The organism is Streptomyces sp. NPDC058576 (assembly GCF_042718715.1).
Classification (GTDB): Bacteria; Actinomycetota; Actinomycetes; order Streptomycetales; family Streptomycetaceae; genus Streptomyces.
The window spans coordinates 126,175-145,113 of record NZ_JBHXPF010000003.1; the positions used below are offsets into that span (position 1 = coordinate 126,175).

Sequence of the window (18,939 nt, forward strand, 5' to 3'; positions counted from 1 at the left end):
AGACCGTCATGCCAGAAACCAGCCGCAGAGGGCTGCTGTTCGGAACCGCCGCCGTCTCCGCGGGCGCGCTCCTCACCGCCTGTACCAGCAACGAGCCGAAGAAGACCGAGTCGGCGGCCAACAGCGCCCCCGCCGACGACAAGCCCGGCAAGGCCGTCACCATCGGCTTCGCCGGACCGCAGGCCGACCACGGGTGGCTCAACGCGATCAACGTGAACGCGAAATCCCGGGCGGAGACGTATTCCGACGTCACCCTGGAGACCACCGAGGGCTCCAACGACACCGCCGCGCAGATCGGCCAGGTCAAGACCCTCATCAACAAGAAGGTCGACGTCCTCGTCGTCCTCCCCGCCGACGGCAAGGCGCTCACCCAGGTCGGCCTGGAAGCGATGAAGGCGGGCATCCCGGTCGTCAACCTGGACCGCATCTTCGCCTCCCCGCAGGCCTACCGCTGCTGGGTCGGCGGCGACAACTACGGCATGGGCCTCAACGCCGGGCACTACATCGGCGAGCAGCTCAAGGACAAGCCGAACGCCAAGGTCGTCGAACTCGCCGGGATCGACAACCTGGAGCTCACCAAGCAGCGCAGCCAGGGCTTCGCCGACGCCCTCAAGAACTACTCCAACATCAAGCTGGTGGCCCGTCAGGCCGCCGACTTCACCGTCGAGTCCGGCCAGGCCAAGATGGCCCAACTCCTCCAGGCGCAGAAGCAGTTCGACGCCCTGTGGAACCACGACGACGACCAGGGCGTCGGTGCGCTGCGCGCCATCAAGCAGGCGGGCCGCGACGAGTTCATCATGGTCGGCGGCGCCGGCGCCAAGTCCGCGATGGACGCCATCAAGGCCGACGACTCGGTCATCAAGGCGACCGTCCTCTACCCGCCGACGATGGCCGCGTCCGCCATCGACCTGGCCCGGGCACTCGGCCAGTCCAAGGGCGTCAGCGGCCTCTCCGAGATGGAGATCCCGACCTCCCTGACCCTGTACTCCGCGGTCGTGACGAAGGACAACATCGACCAGTACCTGCCGACGGGCTTCAACTGACCGGGACTCCGGGGGATGCGGAGAGCGCGTCCCCCGGCCCGTTACCGCACACCGACGAGGAGGAAGTCCGCATGGCCCGTAGTCAAGAGTCGGAAACGCAAGCCCCGGCCCCGCCGCCCCAGCAGGCGCCGGGAACGCTCGGGGTCGGCATGGTCGGATACGCGTTCATGGGCGCCGCCCACTCCCAGGGGTGGCGCACCGCCGGACACGTCTTCGACCTGCCCCTGCGACCCGCTCTCGCCGCGATCTGCGGACGCGACCGTGCGGCGGTCGACGCCGCCGCCGCCAGGCACGGCTGGGCGGCGGCGGAGACCGACTGGCGGGCCCTGATCGCCCGGGACGACGTCCAGCTGATCGACATCTGCACCCCCGGCGACAGCCACGCCGAGATCGCCATCGCCGCGCTGGAGGCGGGCAAGCACGTCCTGTGCGAGAAGCCGCTCGCCAACAACGTCGCCGAGGCCGAGGCCATGGTCCGCGCCGCTGAGGCGGCCACGGCCCGTGGCCAGGTGGCGATGGTGGGCTTCAACTACCGCAAGGTGCCCGCGATCTCCTACGCCCGGCAGCTCATCGCGGAGGGGCGGCTCGGCCCCCTGCGCCATGTGCGGGCCACCTACCTCCAGGACTGGCTGGTCGACCCGGCCTCCCCGCTCACCTGGCGGCTCAAGCGCGAGCACGCCGGCTCCGGCGCGCTCGGGGACCTCGGGGCGCACATCGTCGACCTCGCCCAGTACCTGTCGGGCGAGCTGCTCACCGGCGTCTCCGCCGTGGCCGAGACCTTCGTACGCGAGAGGCCCCTGCTCGCCGGGGCGTCGGCCGGGCTCTCGGGCGGCGCCGACACCGTGGAGCGGGGCGAGGTGACCGTCGACGACGCGGCGATCTTCACCGGCCGCCTCGCCTCCGGCGCGCTGGCCTCCTTCGAGGCGACCCGGATGGCGGCGGGGCGCAAGAACGCCCTGCGCCTGGAGATCAACGGGGAGCTGGGCTCGCTCGCCTTCGACCTGGAGCGGCTCAACGAGCTGTCCTTCCACGACCACACCGAACCCGCCGCGACCGCGGGCTTCCGCCGCATCCTCGTCACCGAGCCCGAGCACCCCTACCTGGAGGCCTGGTGGCCGCCGGGCCACGGCCTCGGCTACGAGCACACCTTCGTCCACCAGGCCCGCGACGTGGTCCGCACGATCGCCGAAGGGGCCGCGCCCGTACCGTCGTTCGCGGACGGCCTCCAAGTGCAGCGGGTGCTCGCCGCCGTCGAGGAGAGCGCCGCCAAGAACTCCGTCCACACCCCGGTCCCGTCCTCGTCCTAGGAGGCTGCCGCCCATGCCCCGCCCCTTCACCCTCTTCACCGGCCAGTGGGCCGACCTCCCGCTGGAGGAGGTCTGCCGCCACGCCCGCGACTTCGGCTACGACGGACTCGAACTCGCCTGCTGGGGAGACCACTTCGAGGTCGACAAGGCGTTGGCCGACCCCGGCTATCTGGACACCCGGCACCAACTGCTCGACAAGTACGGCCTGAAGTGCTTCGCGATCTCCAACCACCTGGTCGGACAGGCCGTCTGCGACAACCCGATCGACGAACGCCACCAGGGCATCGTCCCCGCCCGCATCTGGGGCGACGGCGAGCCCGAGGGCGTACGGCAGCGGGCCGCCGCCGAGATCGCCGACACCGCGCGGGCCGCCGCCGCCTTCGGGGTGGACACCGTCATCGGGTTCACCGGCTCCTCGATCTGGCACCTCGTCGCGATGTTCCCGCCCGTCCCGCCGCACATGATCGAGCGGGGCTACGAGGACTTCGCCGAGCGCTGGAACCCGATCCTGGACGTCTTCGACGCCGAGGGGGTGCGCTTCGCCCACGAGGTGCACCCGAGCGAGATCGCGTACGACTACTGGACCACCAAGCGCGCGCTCGAAGCAGTGGACCACCGGCCCGCGTTCGGGCTGAACTTCGACCCGAGCCACTTCGTCTGGCAGGACCTCGACCCGGTCGGCTTCCTCTACGACTTCCGCGACCGGATCTACCACGTGGACTGCAAGGAGGCCCGCACACGCCTCGACGGCCGCAACGGCCGCCTCGGCTCGCACCTGCCGTGGGGCGACCCCCGGCGCGGCTGGGACTTCGTCTCCGCCGGCCACGGCGACGTCCCCTGGGAGGACGTCTTCCGGATGCTCCGGTCCATCGGCTACGAGGGCCCGGTCTCCGTCGAGTGGGAGGACGCCGGAATGGACCGGCTGCACGGCGCCCCTGAAGCGCTTGCCAGCCTCAAGCGGTTCGACTTCGACCCGCCGTCCGCCTCGTTCGACGCGGCCTTCGGCGGCGGCGAGTAGCACGGACGGTTCTGCCCCGGGGGATGATCCGGCACCACCCGACCCCGCCCCCGGGGCTGCCTCGCCCTGCCCGAAAACTCCTTTGTCCTGGCGGAAGCAGAAGTTCGACTTACCTGTTGCACAAGGGCTTTCCGTCGAGGACGAACAGGTCTACCGTCCATTTCGTGTACACGACATGACTCGCGTCACCGGGGTCGCTCCCGTCCCCGGTGACGCACGCGCGGCAGTCCCCGCGCGGCACGGCACGGCTACACCCGCCCGTACAACCGGCACTCTCCGGAGGACCTACGTGCACCGAACACGAAAGCGGCTCCTGGCCCGGACCCGCGTCCGCACAACGCTCGCGCTGTTCACCGGCGGCCTGCTCGCCGCCGCGACCCTGACCCTCGGCTCCGCGCCCGGCGCCACCGCCCACCCGGGCCACCCCGGGCACGAGGAGCCCGTGGCGGAGGACTTCCAGCAAGTCACCCTCGCCAAGGGCGCCGAGGAGACCGGCGAGCCCATGTCGCTCGCCGTCCTCCCCGACCGCAGCGTGCTGCACACCTCGCGCAGCGGCGAGCTGCGGATCACCGACAGCGCCGGCAACACCAAGATCTCCGGCACCCTTCCCGTGTACACGCACGACGAGGAAGGCCTCCAAGGCGTCGGCGTCGACCCGGACTTCGCCGAGAACCGGGCGATCTACCTCTTCTACGCGCCCCCGATGGACACTCCGGCGGGCGACGCCCCGGAGACCGGCACCGCCGCCGACTTCGCGAAGTTCGAGGGCGTCAACCGGCTCTCCCGCTTCGTCCTCAACGAGGACGGCACCCTCGACACCGCCAGCGAGAAGAAGGTCCTGGACGTCGCGACCTCGCGCGGCACGTGCTGCCACGTCGGCGGAGACATCGACTTCGACGCCGAGGGCAACCTCTACCTCTCCACCGGCGACGACACCAACCCCTTCGCCTCCGACGGCTTCACCCCGATCGACGAACGCCCCGACCGCAACCCGGCGTTCGACGCCCGCCGCACCTCGGGCAACACCAACGACCTGCGCGGCAAGATCCTGCGCATCAAGGTCGCGGACGACGGCTCCTACACCGTCCCCGAGGGGAACCTCTTCGAGCCGGGCACCGACAAGACGCGCCCCGAGATCTACGCGATGGGCTTCCGCAACCCCTTCCGCTTCTCCGTCGACCAGGCCACCGGCACCGTGTACGTCGGCGACTACGGCCCCGACGCGGGCGCGGCCGACCCCAAGCGCGGACCGGCCGGGAAGGTCGAGTTCGCCCGCGTGACGAAGGCCGCCAACTTCGGCTGGCCCTTCTGCGTCGGCGACAACGAGCCGTACATCGACTACGACTTCGGCACCAAGGCGTCCGGCGCCGCCTTCGACTGCGCCGCCCCGAAGAACGAGTCGCCGCACAACACCGGGCTCGTCGACCTGCCGCCGGCCGAGGCCGCGTGGATCCCGTACGACGGCGGCTCCGTGCCCGAGTTCGGCACCGGCTCCGAGTCCCCGATGGGCGGACCCGTCTACCGCTACGACGCGGACCTCGACTCCCCGGTCAAGTTCCCCGAGGCCTACGACGGCGACTTCTTCGCCGGTGAGTTCGGCCGCCAGTGGATCAAGCGCATCGAGCAGGACGCCGACGGCGGCGTCCAGTCGATCAACGACGTCCCCTGGTCCGGCACCCAGGTCATGGACATGGCCTTCGGCCCGGACGGGGCGCTGTACGTCCTCGACTACGGCCTCGCCTGGTTCGGCGGCGACGAGAACTCCGCGCTCTACCGCATCGAGAACGCCACCGGAGGCCGCTCGCCGATCGCCGAGGCCTCGGGCAACAAGACGTCGGGGACCGCGCCGCTGAAGGTGAAGTTCTCCTCGGCCGGCACGGCGGACGGCGACGACGACCCGCTCACCTACTCCTGGGACTTCGGTGACGGCGGCACCTCCACCGCCGCCAACCCGACGTACACGTACAAGAAGAACGGCACCTACACCGCCACCCTCACCGCCGAGGACCCGACCGGCCGCACCGGCTCCGCCAGCGTCCACGTCACCGTCGGCAACACCGCCCCGACCGTGGAGCTGGTGCTCCCCGAGGACGGGCAGCTCTTCGAGTTCGGTGACTCCGTGCCGTTCAAGGTGAACGTCAGCGACCCGGAGGACGGGACCATCGACTGCACCAAGGTCGAGGTCAAGTTCACCCTGGGCCACGACAGTCACGGCCACGACATCACCACCGAGCACGGCTGCGAGGGCACCATCAAGACCGCCATGGAAGGCGGCCACGACCCCAACGCCAACATCTACGGCGGCATCTCGGCCTCGTACACCGACAACGGCGGTGGCGGCCAGGCCAAGCTGACCGGCAAGGACGCCGCCCGGCTCCAGCCCAAGCACCGCCAGGCCGAGCACTTCGACGACTCCTCCGGCGTCACCACCCCGAGCAAGGCCGGCGCGCACGGCGGAAAGACCGTCGGCGACATCCACAACGACGACTGGATCTCCTTCGACACCTACGTCCTCGGCAACACCACCAAGCTGACCGCCCGGGTCTCCTCGGCCGGCTCCGGCGGCTTCCTCGAAGTCCGCGCGGGCTCGCCCACCGGCAAGATCCTCGGCTCCGGACCCGTCCCGGTGACCGGCAGCTGGGACTCCTTCCAGGACGTCGACATCCCGCTGCGCGGGGCGCCCAAGAAGCAGACCGAACTCTTCCTCGTCTTCAAGGGCGGCGACGGAGCGCTCTACGACGTCGACGACTTCGAACTGTCCAACACCCCGGTCGACAAGACCGCCAAGCGCGTCCTGGTCTTCTCCAAGACCGCCGGCTTCCGCCACGACTCGATCCCCGCGGGCATCGAGGCCCTGAAGGAGATCGGCAAGGACACCAACATCACGGTCGACTCCACCGAGTCCGCCGCCCAGTTCACCACCAGCAACCTGGCCCGCTACGACGCCGTCGCGTTCCTCTCCACCACCGGCGACGTGCTCAACGCCGAGCAGCAGAAGGCGTTCGAGAACTACGTGGCCACCGGCGGCGGTTACGTCGGCATCCACGCGGCCGCCGACACCGAGTACGACTGGGAGTTCTACGGCGGTCTCGTCGGCGCCTACTTCGACTCGCACCCGCAGATCCAGCCCGCGACCGTCCGCGTCGAGGACCACGACCACCCCGCGACCGCCCACCTGGACGAGGAGTGGGAGCGCACCGACGAGTGGTACAACTACGGCACCAACCCCCGGGACAAGGCCAAGGTCCTCGCCACCCTGGACGAGACCACCTACACCGGCGGGAACATGAAGGGCGATCACCCGATCTCCTGGTGCCAGACCTACGAGGGCGGCCGCTCCTTCTACACCGGCCTCGGCCACACCAAGGAGTCCTACGCCGAGCCGGCCTTCCGCAGCCACGTCCTGGGCGGACTGCGCTACGCCACCGGCCAGGTCAAGGCCGACTGCAAGCCGGACAAGGACTACCGTCCCATCTTCAACGGCAAGACGCTGGAGGGCTGGAAGCAGGCGGGCCCGGGGAAGTTCTCCGTCAGTGACGGCGCCCTGCACTCCGAGGGCGGCATGGGCCTGCTCACCTACGAGGCCAAGGAGCTCAAGTCCTACTCGCTGAAGCTCGACTGGAAGATGGCCGGGGACGACAACTCCGGTATCTTCGTCGGCTTCCCGGAGTCCGACGACCCCTGGTCGGCGGTCAACAACGGGTACGAGATCCAGATCGACGCCACCGACGCCGCCGACCGCACCACGGGCGCCGTCTACACCTTCAAGTCCGCCAACATCAAGGCCCGTGACCGCGTCCTGCGGCCGCCGGGACAGTGGAACAGCTACGAGATCAAGGTCCAGGGCGAACGTCTGCAGATCTTCCTCAACGGAGCGAAGATCAACGACTTCACCAACACCGACCCGGCCCGCAGCCTGAAGGACGGCTACATCGGCCTCCAGAACCACGGAGCCGACGACCAGGTGTCCTTCCGCAACATCCAACTGAAGGAGCTGCCCCCGAAGTAGGGCAGCCGCCTCTGCCGACGACGGGCGGGGGAAGCACGCGCCTTCCCCCGCCCGCCGTCACCCACCCCGACCCACCCGCCCCAGGGAGGCAGCCCGTGACCGCTCACGCCGATCGTGAAGGCCGAACCGACACCCCGATCACCTCTGAGGCCCCCGGCTTCGCGGGAACCGCGGGACGCACCGGCGTCTGGTTCATCGGAGCACGCGGATCCGTGGCGACGACCGCCACCGCGGGCTGCGCCGCCATCGCCGCGGGCCTGCACCCGCCGACCGGCATGGTCACCGAGACGCCCCCCTTCGCCGGCAGCGGACTGCCCGCCCTGAACGACCTGGTCTTCGGAGGCCACGACACCCTCGACTGCCCGCTGTCCAAGCGGGCCGAGGCGCTGGCCGACGGCGGCGTCCTCCCGCACGGCCTCCCCTCCGCCGTACGCGCCGAACTCGACGCCGCCGACGCCGAGATCCGCCCCGGCGGCCCCTTCCCCGGCGACACCCGCACCGACCAGGAACTCATCGCCGCGTTCGCCGCCGACCTCACCGACTTCGCCCACCGCCACGACCTGGCCCGTACCGTCGTCGTCAACGTCGCCTCCACCGAGCCCGCCCCCGGCCCCGACGACACCCGGCTCCCCGCCAGCTCCCTCTACGCGGCCGCCGCCCTCAGGGCCGGCTGCGCCTACGCCAACTTCACCCCCTCCACCGGACTGCGCACCCCCGCACTCACCGACACCGTCGCCTCCAGCGGACTTCCCCACGCCGGACGCGACGGCAAGACCGGCCAGACGCTGCTCCGTTCCGTGCTCGCCCCGATGTTCCTCCAGCGCGCCCTCGCCGTACGGGCGTGGTCCGGGTCGAACCTGCTGGGCGGCGGGGACGGGGCGGCGCTGGCCGATCCGGCGGCCGCGGCCGCCAAGAACGCGGGCAAGGAACGCGTCCTCGCCGACACCTTCGGCACCGCCCCCGAGGGCGAGGTGCACATCGACGACGTGCCCGCCATGGGGGACTGGAAGACCGCCTGGGACCACATCGCCTTCGACGGCTTCCTCGGCTCCCGCATGATCCTCCAGACCATCTGGCAGGGCTGCGACTCGGCCCTCGCCGCCCCACTGGTCCTGGACCTGGCCCGACTGCTCGCCCGCGCCCACGAGAAGGGGATCAGCGGCCCCCTGCCGGAGCTGGGCTTCTACTTCAAGGACCCGGACGGCGGAACCTCGGCGGCGCTGGCCGAGCAGTACGCCACGTTGCTCTCCTTCGCCGAGCGGCTGCGGGACCAGGCATGAGGTGGCGGGGGCGGATCCTTCCGGCCGCGCTCACCGCGGCCCTGACCGCACTCCCGTCCGGGACCGGGCGGCACAACGGCAGGGCCCACGGCGTGCGGACGACCGCCGTGACCGATGACAGCCTGTCCGGCGCGAGTGGGACTGCGCCCGCACCGGACAGGCCCGAACCGCCCCCCACGGGCCGGAACGGGGAACGGGGAGGGGAACGGGGAGGGGACGCCGGCACGGGTCGGCAGGACTCGGCCGCGGGGGCGGGTGCCGGCTCGGGTGCCGTGCCGGGCGCCGGCTCTGGTACCCAACTGGGTGTTGGCTCGGGTTCCGGACCGGGCGTTGGCTCAGGCGTCGGCCCGGGCGTTGCCTCTGCCGCCGGGCCGGGCGTCGGCTCGGGTACCGGGCCGGGCGTCGGCTCGGGTGCCGGGCCGGGCGTCGGGTCCGGCACCGGGTCGGGTGCTGGCTCGGGTACCGGACCGGGCGTCGTCTCGGGTATCGAAGGGGGCGTTGGCTCGGGTGCCGGGCCGGGCGTTGGCTCTGCCGCCGGGCTGGGCGTCGGGTCCGGCACCCGGTCGGGTGCTGGCTCGGGTGCCGGCTCGGGTGCCGCGCCGGCCACTGGCGCAGGCACCGACCGGGTCACGCCCCGGCGGCGCCTGCGGGCCTGGGCGGAACTGCTGCGCGTCTCCGCCCTGTTCTCCGTACCCGGGGACGCCCTCGCGGGCGCCGCGGCGGTGAGCCGCCGGCCCGGCCGGGGCACCGCCCTGGCGATCGGCGCATCGCTGTGCCTGTACGAGGCCGGGATGGCCCTCAACGACTGGGCCGACCGCGACGAGGACGCGATCGACCGCCCGCACCGCCCGATCCCGTCGGGCCGCATCAGCCCGGCTGCGGCCCTGGGCGCGGCCGGGGTAATGACCGCGGCGGGCCTCGCCCTGGCAGCCCGCGCCGGCCGCCCCGCACTGACGGTCGCCTCGGGCCTCGCCGCCACGGTCTGGGCCTACGACCTGCACCTGAAGCACACGAAGGCGGGCCCGGCGGCCATGGCGACGGCCCGCTCGCTGGACCTGCTGCTGGGGGCGACGGCCACGGCTACGGCGGGCGTCGGACCGAGGCGGGGCGGCCGCCCCGACAACGTTGCCGGGACGAGTGTGATCGCGGATGCGATACGAACCCCCGGACCGGTGGCGGCAGCCCCGCCGCCCCCGGCGCGCGGCGGCCTGACCGAGGCGTTGCCCGCGCTGCCCGCCGCCCTTGTGCTCGGGGCCCACACTTACGGCGTCACCGCCGTGTCGCGCCACGAGACGCAGGGCGGCTCCACCGGCACGCCGCTCGCGGTGCTCGCCACGACGACGGCTCTCGCAGCGGCGGTGCTGGGAGAGTGGCGGGGCCGGAGCGTCGACAGGGCCGGAGCCGGATCGGCCCGTTCCGTCGGTACGTCGACGGCGGACGGTGCGAGGTCCGAGGGCGCGGGCCGCTCCGGGCGGGCCAGGGTGCTCGGCTCGGGACCGCACACCTCCGGCCCTCTCGCCAGGGCCGCCGACTCCGCCGCAAGCCCCCCGGCTCTCGCAGCCCGCCTCGAAGGCCTCCCCGGACGGGCCGCGGACCCCACCCGCCTGCTGACCCTCGCGCTCACCGGCGCCTACCTCCGTACCGCCGGGCCACCTCTCCTGCACGCCGCGCTGAACCCGTCCCCGCCCCTGACCCAGCGAGCGGTCGGCGGGGGCATCCGGGCCATGATCCCGCTCCAGGCCGCGCTCGCCGCCCGCGCCGGGGCGCCCCTCACCGGACTCGCCGTCATGGGACTCGTCCCCCTCGCCCGCAGCCTCGCCCGGAAGGTGAGCCTCACATGACCCTCCACCTCGGATACGGCACCAACGGGCTCACCGACCTCCGCCTCGACGACGCCCTCGGCCTGCTCGCCGACCTCGGCTACGAGGGCGTCGGCCTGACCCTCGACCACATGCACCTGGACCCCCTGGCCCCGGACCTCACCGAGCGCACCCGCCAGGTCCGCCGCAGGCTCACCTCCCTCGGGCTCCGGGTCACCGTGGAGACCGGTGCCCGCTACGTCCTCGACCCGCGCCGCAAGCACGGCCCCTCCCTCCTCGACCCGGACCCCGACGCCCGGGCCGCCCGCACCGCGCTGCTGGTCCGCGCCGTCGACGTGGCCGCCGAACTCGGCGCGCACGCCGTCCACTGCTTCAGCGGCATCACCCCGCCCGGCACCTCGACGGACACCGGGTGGAAACGGCTCACCGAAGCGATCACCCCCGTCCTCGAAGCCGCCGACCGCTCCGGAATCCCTCTCGCGATCGAGCCCGAACCGGGTCACCTCCTCGCCACCCTCGCCGACTTCCACCACCTGCGCGGTCTCCTCGGCGACCCCGGACCGCTCGGCCTCACCTTGGACATCGGCCACTGCCAGTGCCTGGAGGACGCCTCGCCCGTCGACTGCATCAAGGACTCCGCCCCCTGGCTGCGGCACGTCCAGATCGAGGACATGCGGCGCGGGGTCCACGAACACCTCCCGTTCGGCGACGGGGAGATCGACTTCCCGCCCGTGCTCGCCGCGCTGGCCGCCTCGGACTACCGCGGCCTCACCGTCGTCGAACTGCCCCGCCACTCGCACGCCGGCCCCGAACTGGCCCGCACCTCGATCGACTTCCTTCGCGAGGCCATGACGAGAGACGCGGGCCCCCGCGTGGCGCCGAAGAAGGGAGCCGGCCCGTGCTGACGTCCCCGAACCCGCTGAAGTCCCGCAAGGAACTCGACGCCGAACTCGGCGGGGCGGCCCGAGCCTGGCTCGACGAGGCCCTCGCCGAAGCCGCCCACGACGCGGCAGGCGCGGCAGCCACCCCCACCGCGGAGTTGAGCACCCCCTACGCCTCCCCGCCCTGGGAGCTGCGCTACGCCGCCGCAGGCCGGCACTGCGGACCGGAGAACGCCGACTCCGTACGCTCCCTCCTGCTCGTCGAGGCTCGCGCCGCGCCGCCCTCCGTCACCCGGCTCTACGAACAGGGCACCGCCGCCGAACGCCGCGCCGTCCTGCTCACCCTGCACCGCCTCGACCTCGGCAACACCGCCCTCCCGCTCGTCGAGGACGCCCTGCGCGCCAACGACACCCGGCTGGTCGCCGCAGCCGTCGGCCCCTACGCCGCCGACCACCTCGACGCCCACGCCTGGCGGCACGCCGTGCTGAAGTGCCTGTTCACCGAGGTGCCGGTCGCCGCCGTCGCCCGGCTGGGCGACCGGGCCCGGGGCGACGCCGAACTCGCCCGCATGCTGGCCGACTTCGCCGCCGAACGCACGGCGGCCGGCCGCACCGTCCCCGAAGACCTGCGCACGGTCCTCGCCCTCACCGCCCCGGCCGACGAGGGCGGCCACCAGACTTCGCCGACCGCAGCTCCCGCAGCCCCCGCCCCCACGGAGGAGTCCTGATGCGCATCTTCGACCCCCACATCCACATGACCTCCCGCACCACCGACGACTACCGGGCGATGTACGACGCGGGCGTCCGCGCGCTCGTCGAACCCTCCTTCTGGCTCGGCCAGCCCCGCACCTCGCCCGCCAGCTTCTTCGACTACTTCGACGCGCTGCTCGGCTGGGAGCCCTTCCGCGCCTCCCAATACGGCATCGCCCACCATTGCACGCTCGCCCTCAATCCCAAGGAGGCGAACGACCCCCGCTGCACCCCCGTCCTGGACGCGCTGCCCCGCTACCTCGAAAAGGACGGGGTCGTCGCCGTCGGCGAGATCGGCTACGACTCCATGACCCCGGCCGAGGACCACGCCCTGGCCGCCCAGCTCCAGCTCGCCGCCGCCCACGGGCTGCCCGCCCTCGTCCACACCCCGCACCGCGACAAGCTCGCCGGTCTGCACCGCACCGTCGACGTCATCCGCGAATCGAACCTCCCCCCGGAGTTCGTCCTCCTCGACCACCTCAATGAGACAACCGTAAAGGCCGCCACCGACAGCGGCTGCTGGGCCGGTTTCTCCATCTACCCGGACACCAAGATGGACGAGGACCGGATGGTCGCCGTGCTCAAGAACCACGGCACCGAGAAGATCCTCGTCAACTCGGCCGCCGACTGGGGAAAGAGCGACCCCCTCAAGACCCGCAAGGTCGCCGACGCGATGCTGAAGGCGGGCTTCACCGAGGACGATGTCGACCAGGTCCTGTGGCGCAACCCGGTCGCCTTCTACGGCCAGAGCGGCCGCCTCCAGCTGGATGTCCCCGCCCCCGACGCACTCCACGAGGGCAACTCCATCCTGCGCGGCGGGGAGTGAGGCCATGCGCTTCCGCCACCCGGACGGCTCCACCGTCCACCTCGCCTACTGCACCAACGTCCACCCCGCCGAAACCCTCGACGGCGTCCGCGCCCAGCTCCGCGACCACTGCGAACCCGTCCGCCGCCGACTCGGCCGGGACCGGCTCGGCATCGGCCTCTGGCTCGCCCGGGACGCGGCCCGCACCCTGATCAACGACCCCGCCGAACTCCGCTCCCTGCGCGGCGAACTCGACAGCCGCGGCCTCGAAGTGGTCACCCTCAACGGCTTCCCCTACGAAGGGTTCGGCGCCGACGAGGTCAAGTACCGGGTCTACCGGCCGGACTGGACCGAACCCGACCGCCTCGCCCACACCACCGACCTCGCCCGGCTCCTGGCCGCCCTGCTCCCCGACGACGCCACCGAGGGGACCATCTCCACTCTGCCGCTCGCCTGGCGCACCCCCTACGACGGCGACCCCGAGGCCGCCCGCACCGCACGCGCCGCCCTCACCACGCTCGCCCAGCGCCTCGACGCCCTGGCCGAGATGACCGGCAAGTCCATCCGCATCGGCCTCGAACCGGAACCGGGCTGCACGGTGGAGACCACCACCGACGCGATAGCCCCCCTCACCGACGTCGGCCACGACCGGATCGGCATCTGCGTCGACACCTGCCACCTCGCCACCTCCTTCGAGGACCCCGGCACGGCACTCGACGCCCTTGCCGCCGCCGGCGTCCGCGTCGTCAAGTCCCAGCTCTCCGCCGCCCTGCACGCCGAGCACCCCCACCTGCCCGAGGTCCGCACCGCGCTCGCCGCGTTCGCCGAACCCCGCTTCCTGCACCAGACCCGCACCAGCACCGCAGCCGGACTGCGCGGCACCGACGACCTCGACGATGCGGTCAGCGGCCGGGCGCTCCCGGACTCCACTCCCTGGCGCGCGCACTTCCACGTACCGCTGCACGCACCCCCGGCGCCCCCGCTGACCTCGACGCTGCCCGTGCTCCGGGACACCCTCACCCGGCTCGTCGGCGGACCCGCGCCCCTGACCCGGCACCTGGAGGTGGAGACGTACACCTGGCAGGCGCTGCCCGCGGAACTGCGGCCCCGCACCCGAACCCAGCTCGCCGACGGCATCGCCGCCGAACTCACCCTCTCCCGCGACCTCCTGGTCGACCTCGGCCTCAAGGAACTGCCATGACCGACGAAGCCGGCCCCGGCCCTACCCCCCTCCTCGTTCTCGACGTCGTCGGCCTCACCCCTCAGCTCCTGGCCCACATGCCCAACCTCGCGGCGCTCGGGAAGCAGGGCGCGCAGGCACCCCTCTCCACCGTGCTGCCGGCCGTCACCTGCGCCGCCCAGTCGACCTTCCTCACCGGCACGATGCCCGCCGAGCACGGCATCGTCGCCAACGGCTGGTACTTCCGCGAGCTCGGCGACGTCCTGCTGTGGCGCCAGCACAACGGGCTCGTCGAGGGCGACAAACTGTGGGACGCGGCCCGGCGCGCCCACCCGGGCTACACCGTCGCCAACATCTGCTGGTGGTACGCGATGGGCGCCGACACCGACTGGACGGTCACCCCGCGCCCCGTCTACTACGCCGACGGCCGCAAGGAACCCGACTGCTACACCCGGCCCCCCGCCCTGCACGACGAACTGACCGACAAACTCGGCACGTTCCCCCTCTTCCACTTCTGGGGCCCCGGCGCCGACCTGGTCTCCTCCCAGTGGATCATCGACGCCACCCGGCACATCATCGCCACCCGCACCCCCGACCTCGCCCTCTGCTACCTGCCCCACCTCGACTACGACCTCCAGCGCTTCGGGCCCGACGACCCCCGCTCCCACCGGGCCGCCGCCGACCTGGACCGGGCGATCGCCCCGCTGCTGGCGGACGCCCGGGCCGAGGGCCGTACGGTCGTCGCCCTCTCCGAATACGGCATCACCCGCGTCGACCGACCGATCGACATCAACCGCGCCCTGCGCCGGGCGGGGCTGCTGGAGGTCCACACCCAGGACGGCATGGAATACCTCGACCCGATGGCCTCCCGGGCCTTCGCCGTCGCCGACCACCAGCTCGCCCACATCTACGTACGCCGTCCCGAGGACCTGGAGGCGACCCGGGCCGCCCTCGCGGACCTGCCCGGCATCGATCAGCTCCTCGACGACGAGGGCAAGAAGGCCCACCACCTGGACCACCCCCGCTCCGGCGAACTGGTCGCCGTCGCGGAGAAGGACGCCTGGTTCACGTACTACTACTGGCTCGACGACGCGCGCGCCCCCGACTTCGCCCAGCTCGTCGAGATCCACCGCAAGCCCGGCTACGACCCCGTCGAGCTCTTCATGGACCCCCAGGACCCCTACGTCCGGGTCAAGGCCGTCTCGGCGGTCGCCCGCAAGAAGCTCGGCATGCGCTACCGCATGGCGGTCGTCCCCCTGGACCCCTCACCTATTCGCGGCAGCCACGGCCGCCTCCCCGAGAGCGACGACGAAGGTCCGCTCATCCTCTGCTCCACCCCCCACGCGTTCACCGACCGGGTCAGGGCCACCGAGGTGAAGTCTCTGCTCCTCAAGCTTGCCGGACTGCACTGACAACGACCCGGCACCGCACTGCTCACCCATGTCACCCATGTCACCCAAGGGAGCCACGCGAACATGAGCCGCACCTCCAAGGACACCGAACTCGCCCGCAGACTGAGCCGCCGCAACATCCTGGGCGTCGCCGCCGGAGCCACCGCGGCCACGATCATCGGCACGGCGAGCGCCCAGGCAGCCGACCGGGGCCACGGGCACGGCCACGGCCACGGTCACGGTCACGACCATGGGCACGGCCACGGACACGGCAAGGGCAAGCCGGTCCTGCCCCCCGGCCGCCTCGGCATCCAGCTCTACAGCCTCCGCGACCAGATCTCCACGCTGGGCTTCGCGCCGGTCTTCGCCGAACTGGAGAAGTACGGCTACGACGAGATCGAACTCGCGGGCTACACCCAGGGTTCGGCCGGTCCCATCACCCTGGCCCAGCTCAAGCGGCTGGCCCGGGACCACGGCCTCAACCCGATCGGCAGCCACGTCGGCTACTACGACGACAACAACCCCGGCGCGTACACCTTCGCCCAGAACCTGGAGAAGGTCCTCGACGACGCCCAGGCCCTCGGCCTCAAGCACATCGGAACGGCCTCCGGCCCGTTCCGCTACGGCTCCACGGTCGACGGCTGGAAGCGGGCGGCCGACGACTTCAACAAGTACGGCGCGGCAGCCCGTAAGCGGGGCATGAAGTTCTACCAGCACAACCACGCCGAGGAGTTCTCCTTCGCGACCGACAAGCCGAACGTGCGCCTCTACGACGTCCTGCTCGCCGAGACCGACCCCGACCTGGTCTTCCTGGAGCTGGACATCTACTGGGCCTACTGCGCCCAGTTCCGGTTCAGCAAGCGCGTCGACGGCACCCCGGCCCCGCTCGACCCGCTGAAGTACGTCCTGAAGTACCCGAACCGCTACCCGCTCTTCCACGTCAAGGACGGCGTCCGCGACGAGACGACCCGCGACGGCTACCGCATGTCGGACGTGGGCGACGGGGACATCGACTACAAGACGTTCCTGTCCAAGGTCACCAAGCGCACCCACCACGGCCGGAGCTACCACCACTGGCAGGCCGAGCACGACAACCCGGTCGAGTCGCTCGCCTTCGCCCGCAAGTCGAGCGAGCACCTGCACTCGCTGCGCGACGGACGCTGCGGCGACTGACGCGCGGGGCCCAGCCCGGCCGACAGCCCGAGACAGGCCCGGCCGCCGGAAGCACTCCGGCGGCCGGGCCCGCTCCGCTCGCCACACCGCGTCCCCTACCCGATGCCCTGCCGGTCCGGAAGCAGGGCGAACTCCCGATCGGCGGCCACCGGTACGTTCCGCTCCACCGTCTGCACGAGCAGTTCACGGTGCCTGACCAGCGACTTCTTCCGCTCCTCGGGGGCGAGCAGCAGCAGATCGTCGAGCCCCGCCATGAGCCGGCGCGTCACCTGGGGGCTGCCGCCGACACACCAGCGGATCTCCTCGAAGGCGAGGTCGACGAGGTCGTCCCACCCCGGCCCCTCCTGGAGCAGCCGCATCCGCCCGGCCCGGTCCCGGTGGTGGACGGTACCGAGCGGCAGCCGCGCCACGGCCGCGAGGAGCTGCACGATCCGGTCCAGGCACTGCACGGCGGTCGTCGGATCGTTCACGGACGTCGACAGAGCGCGCAGCGCGATGTCGGCGAGCTGACGCAGCCCGAACGCCAGATCCTGGTGCAGGGTGCGCTCCACCGATACGGAGACCGTGTAACGCAGCCGGCGCCGGGGCGGCGCGGCCCCGCCGTGGACGGCGAGGACCGGCGTTCCCGGCACCACGAAGTCCCCGATCCGGGGGATGAGCCGCAGAACGACGTCCTCCCGCCGCGCGGCCCGGACCAGCCGCGCCGTATTGACGTCCCGCAGCACCCCGGCCCGCCCCTCGTGCATCACCCGCGCGGTCTCGGGCCCCGGCTCGTCCTCTCCCCGAGGCCCCCTCGGCATCCGGCCCAGCACCCGGAACGAGTCCCGCGCGATCTTGTCGACGACCGGCCCCACCTGCATCAGCCGCAACGTCGCGCTCACGTAGATCACGAACAGCAGCAGACTCAGCGCGAGCAGCACCAGGATGAGCAGGCTCTGCACCAGCGGGACCGAGACGACCCGGCGCGGGTCGGTCTCGCTCTCGTACGAGGAGAGCACGAGCAGCGAGAAGAGGAACGTCGCCAGGAACACCGTCAGCGTGAGCTTGCTGATCCGGCTCCGCACGAAGATCCGCACCACCCGTGGCGTCAGCTGACCACTGGCCATCTGCACCGCCACCAGCGAGATGCTGAACACGACACCGATGAAGGTCATCATCGCGGAGCTGATCGTGGTGACGATGGTCTTCGTGTCCTGGGAGAACGCGATGACCTGGCTGAGCTCGTCGTACGCCTCCTCCCGCCGGAGCAGCGAGACGATCGCGTCGTCCAGCTCGGTGGCGGCCAGCCACAGCGCGAACACACAGACGAACCCCATGGTCGGGGCGAACCAGAACGTGTCGCGCAGATGCTCGCGCAGCGGGGACAGCGGACGGGGCCGGCGGTAGCCGCGATCACTCATGGACGCGAAGGTAGTCCCGCGACCTCCGCGGACCGGGGAGGCCGAGGTCCCACCGGCACGCCGCACCGCACTGACCACCGGATATACGGGTGAAGGGCACGCCGAACCCCTGGTATTGTTTTCCATGTCGCCGCGGGGAACACACCGCGAACGACAGACACCTTGTCCGGGTGGCGGAATGGCAGACGCGCTAGCTTGAGGTGCTAGTGCCCTTTATCGGGCGTGGGGGTTCAAGTCCCCCCTCGGACACCAGCTGAAACCCCACTTCACGTGGGGTTTTCTGCTTTTCCGGCAGGGGCGTGTCCCGGTAGGCCGCAGAACGGGTCACATGGTGGAGAACGCGGCGATCGCCAGGACCAGGGGGACCGGACAGACCAGGGCTCCCAGCAGGAGGCTGCGCACGTCACCGGACATACGCCGCACCGCCGGTGCCCGGCAGACCGCGACGATCATGCCCGCACCACCACACAGAACCGCGGAGCAGCGCAGCAGGAAACCGCCGACCGGCGCACCCGCCGCCGCGCCCCACAGCGCTGTCATGCCGACCAGGAAGCACAGCCAGGAGACCGACATCGCCGTGAGCAGCCACAGCGACGCGGAAAGCAGCACCACACCGGTGCGCCGAGGCGGAGGAGCGATCCGGGCCGGTCGGCAGAGCGCGTCATGGGTGCGAGAGTCCATGCCCTGATCGTGGCCGGTTCCCCGCCGCCGGTCGTGAGGCGGATGACTCAGTCGAGCGCGACCCCGTACTCACTCTCGTTCCACCTCCAGCGCGTGCTGGGGAGCGGGGCACCACGGGCGTCCCGTCCTACGAGGCGGGCGCCGCCTGCCCCGTGCCGGCGCCGGGGAAGCGCTCAACGGCCGCCCACGTGCGGGTTTCAC

Annotated in this window: 14 protein-coding genes and 1 tRNA gene; 13 read left to right on the forward strand and 2 right to left on the reverse strand. The window is 71.8% G+C overall.

Translation table 11 applies throughout. The annotated features are described in order from the left end of the window. The first annotated feature begins 8 nt into the window (after positions 1-8). From ACFWRV_RS03580 to ACFWRV_RS03635, 12 genes are all read left to right on the forward strand, one after another. Entirely contained in the window at positions 9-1,043 is a 1,035-nt protein-coding gene (locus tag ACFWRV_RS03580; protein WP_384327569.1) for a substrate-binding domain-containing protein, read from the forward strand. 149 nt (positions 1,044-1,192) lie between these two features. Next, positions 1,193-2,350, forward strand: a complete 1,158-nt coding sequence (locus ACFWRV_RS03585) for a Gfo/Idh/MocA family protein (RefSeq protein ID WP_384327987.1) — start codon at positions 1,193-1,195, stop codon at positions 2,348-2,350. Between the two features lie 13 nt (positions 2,351-2,363). Beyond that, entirely contained in the window at positions 2,364-3,368 is a 1,005-nt protein-coding gene (locus ACFWRV_RS03590) for a sugar phosphate isomerase/epimerase family protein (protein ID WP_384327571.1), read from the forward strand. Positions 3,369-3,657: 289 nt separating this feature from the next. Beyond that, positions 3,658-7,377 (forward strand): ThuA domain-containing protein, encoded by a 3,720-nt coding sequence (locus ACFWRV_RS03595; RefSeq protein ID WP_384327574.1) that lies wholly within the window; start codon positions 3,658-3,660, stop codon positions 7,375-7,377. A gap of 95 nt (positions 7,378-7,472) precedes the next feature. Further along, positions 7,473-8,657, forward strand: coding sequence for an inositol-3-phosphate synthase (locus ACFWRV_RS03600; RefSeq protein WP_384327577.1), 1,185 nt, complete (start codon positions 7,473-7,475; stop codon positions 8,655-8,657). A gap of 644 nt (positions 8,658-9,301) precedes the next feature. After that, positions 9,302-10,498 (forward strand): SCO3242 family prenyltransferase, encoded by a 1,197-nt coding sequence (locus ACFWRV_RS03605; RefSeq protein WP_384327989.1) that lies wholly within the window; start codon positions 9,302-9,304, stop codon positions 10,496-10,498. Next, complete coding sequence (locus ACFWRV_RS03610; protein ID WP_384327580.1) at positions 10,495-11,382, forward strand: sugar phosphate isomerase/epimerase family protein; 888 nt, start codon at positions 10,495-10,497, stop codon at positions 11,380-11,382. The genes ACFWRV_RS03605 and ACFWRV_RS03610 overlap by 4 nt, the downstream gene beginning before the upstream one ends. Further along, on the forward strand, positions 11,376-12,086 hold the full coding sequence (locus ACFWRV_RS03615) for an EboA domain-containing protein (protein WP_384327583.1): 711 nt from the start codon (positions 11,376-11,378) through the stop codon (positions 12,084-12,086). The genes ACFWRV_RS03610 and ACFWRV_RS03615 overlap by 7 nt, the downstream gene beginning before the upstream one ends. Further along, the gene (locus tag ACFWRV_RS03620; protein WP_384327586.1) at positions 12,086-12,934 is read left to right on the forward strand and encodes a TatD family hydrolase; all 849 of its coding nucleotides are present in this window, start codon (positions 12,086-12,088) and stop codon (positions 12,932-12,934) included. Before ACFWRV_RS03615 ends, ACFWRV_RS03620 begins: the two co-directional genes overlap by 1 nt. 4 nt (positions 12,935-12,938) lie before the next feature. Next, positions 12,939-14,114, forward strand: a complete 1,176-nt coding sequence (gene eboE, locus ACFWRV_RS03625) for a metabolite traffic protein EboE (protein ID WP_384327589.1) — start codon at positions 12,939-12,941, stop codon at positions 14,112-14,114. Then, positions 14,111-15,505: an alkaline phosphatase family protein gene (locus ACFWRV_RS03630; RefSeq protein ID WP_384327592.1), complete on the forward strand. Its 1,395-nt coding sequence runs from the start codon at positions 14,111-14,113 to the stop codon at positions 15,503-15,505. Before eboE ends, ACFWRV_RS03630 begins: the two co-directional genes overlap by 4 nt. Before the next feature lie 63 nt (positions 15,506-15,568). Then, positions 15,569-16,657: a sugar phosphate isomerase/epimerase family protein gene (locus tag ACFWRV_RS03635; protein ID WP_384327595.1), complete on the forward strand. Its 1,089-nt coding sequence runs from the start codon at positions 15,569-15,571 to the stop codon at positions 16,655-16,657. A gap of 95 nt (positions 16,658-16,752) precedes the next feature. Here the strand turns inward: ACFWRV_RS03635 and ACFWRV_RS03640 are convergent, their stop codons facing one another. After that, complete coding sequence (locus ACFWRV_RS03640; protein ID WP_384327598.1) at positions 16,753-18,057, reverse strand: DUF2254 domain-containing protein; 1,305 nt, start codon at positions 18,055-18,057, stop codon at positions 16,753-16,755. 164 nt (positions 18,058-18,221) lie between these two features. Between ACFWRV_RS03640 and ACFWRV_RS03645 the strand changes: the two genes are divergently transcribed. Further along, positions 18,222-18,309: transfer RNA gene (locus ACFWRV_RS03645), tRNA-Leu, on the forward strand. A gap of 72 nt (positions 18,310-18,381) precedes the next feature. Here ACFWRV_RS03645 and ACFWRV_RS03650 read toward each other — a convergent pair. After that, positions 18,382-18,738: a hypothetical protein gene (locus tag ACFWRV_RS03650; RefSeq protein WP_384327601.1), complete on the reverse strand. Its 357-nt coding sequence runs from the start codon at positions 18,736-18,738 to the stop codon at positions 18,382-18,384. Between the last annotated feature and the right edge of the window lie 201 nt (positions 18,739-18,939).

Excerpts from the sequence above, each read along its gene's own strand:
- ACFWRV_RS03580 (WP_384327569.1), top strand. The coding sequence starts at position 9 with ATGCCAGAAACCAGCCGCAGAGGGCTGCTGTTCGGAACCGCCGCCGTC.
- ACFWRV_RS03585 (WP_384327987.1), top strand. The coding sequence starts at position 1,193 with ATGGTCGGATACGCGTTCATGGGCGCCGCCCACTCCCAGGGGTGGCGC.
- ACFWRV_RS03590 (WP_384327571.1), top strand. The coding sequence starts at position 2,364 with ATGCCCCGCCCCTTCACCCTCTTCACCGGCCAGTGGGCCGACCTCCCG.
- ACFWRV_RS03610 (WP_384327580.1), top strand. The coding sequence starts at position 10,495 with ATGACCCTCCACCTCGGATACGGCACCAACGGGCTCACCGACCTCCGC.
- ACFWRV_RS03620 (WP_384327586.1), top strand. The coding sequence starts at position 12,086 with ATGCGCATCTTCGACCCCCACATCCACATGACCTCCCGCACCACCGAC.
- eboE (WP_384327589.1), top strand. The coding sequence starts at position 12,939 with ATGCGCTTCCGCCACCCGGACGGCTCCACCGTCCACCTCGCCTACTGC.
- ACFWRV_RS03630 (WP_384327592.1), top strand. The coding sequence starts at position 14,111 with ATGACCGACGAAGCCGGCCCCGGCCCTACCCCCCTCCTCGTTCTCGAC.
- ACFWRV_RS03635 (WP_384327595.1), top strand. The coding sequence starts at position 15,569 with ATGAGCCGCACCTCCAAGGACACCGAACTCGCCCGCAGACTGAGCCGC.
- ACFWRV_RS03640 (WP_384327598.1), bottom strand. The coding sequence starts at position 18,057 with ATGAGTGATCGCGGCTACCGCCGGCCCCGTCCGCTGTCCCCGCTGCGC.
- ACFWRV_RS03650 (WP_384327601.1), bottom strand. The coding sequence starts at position 18,738 with ATGGACTCTCGCACCCATGACGCGCTCTGCCGACCGGCCCGGATCGCT.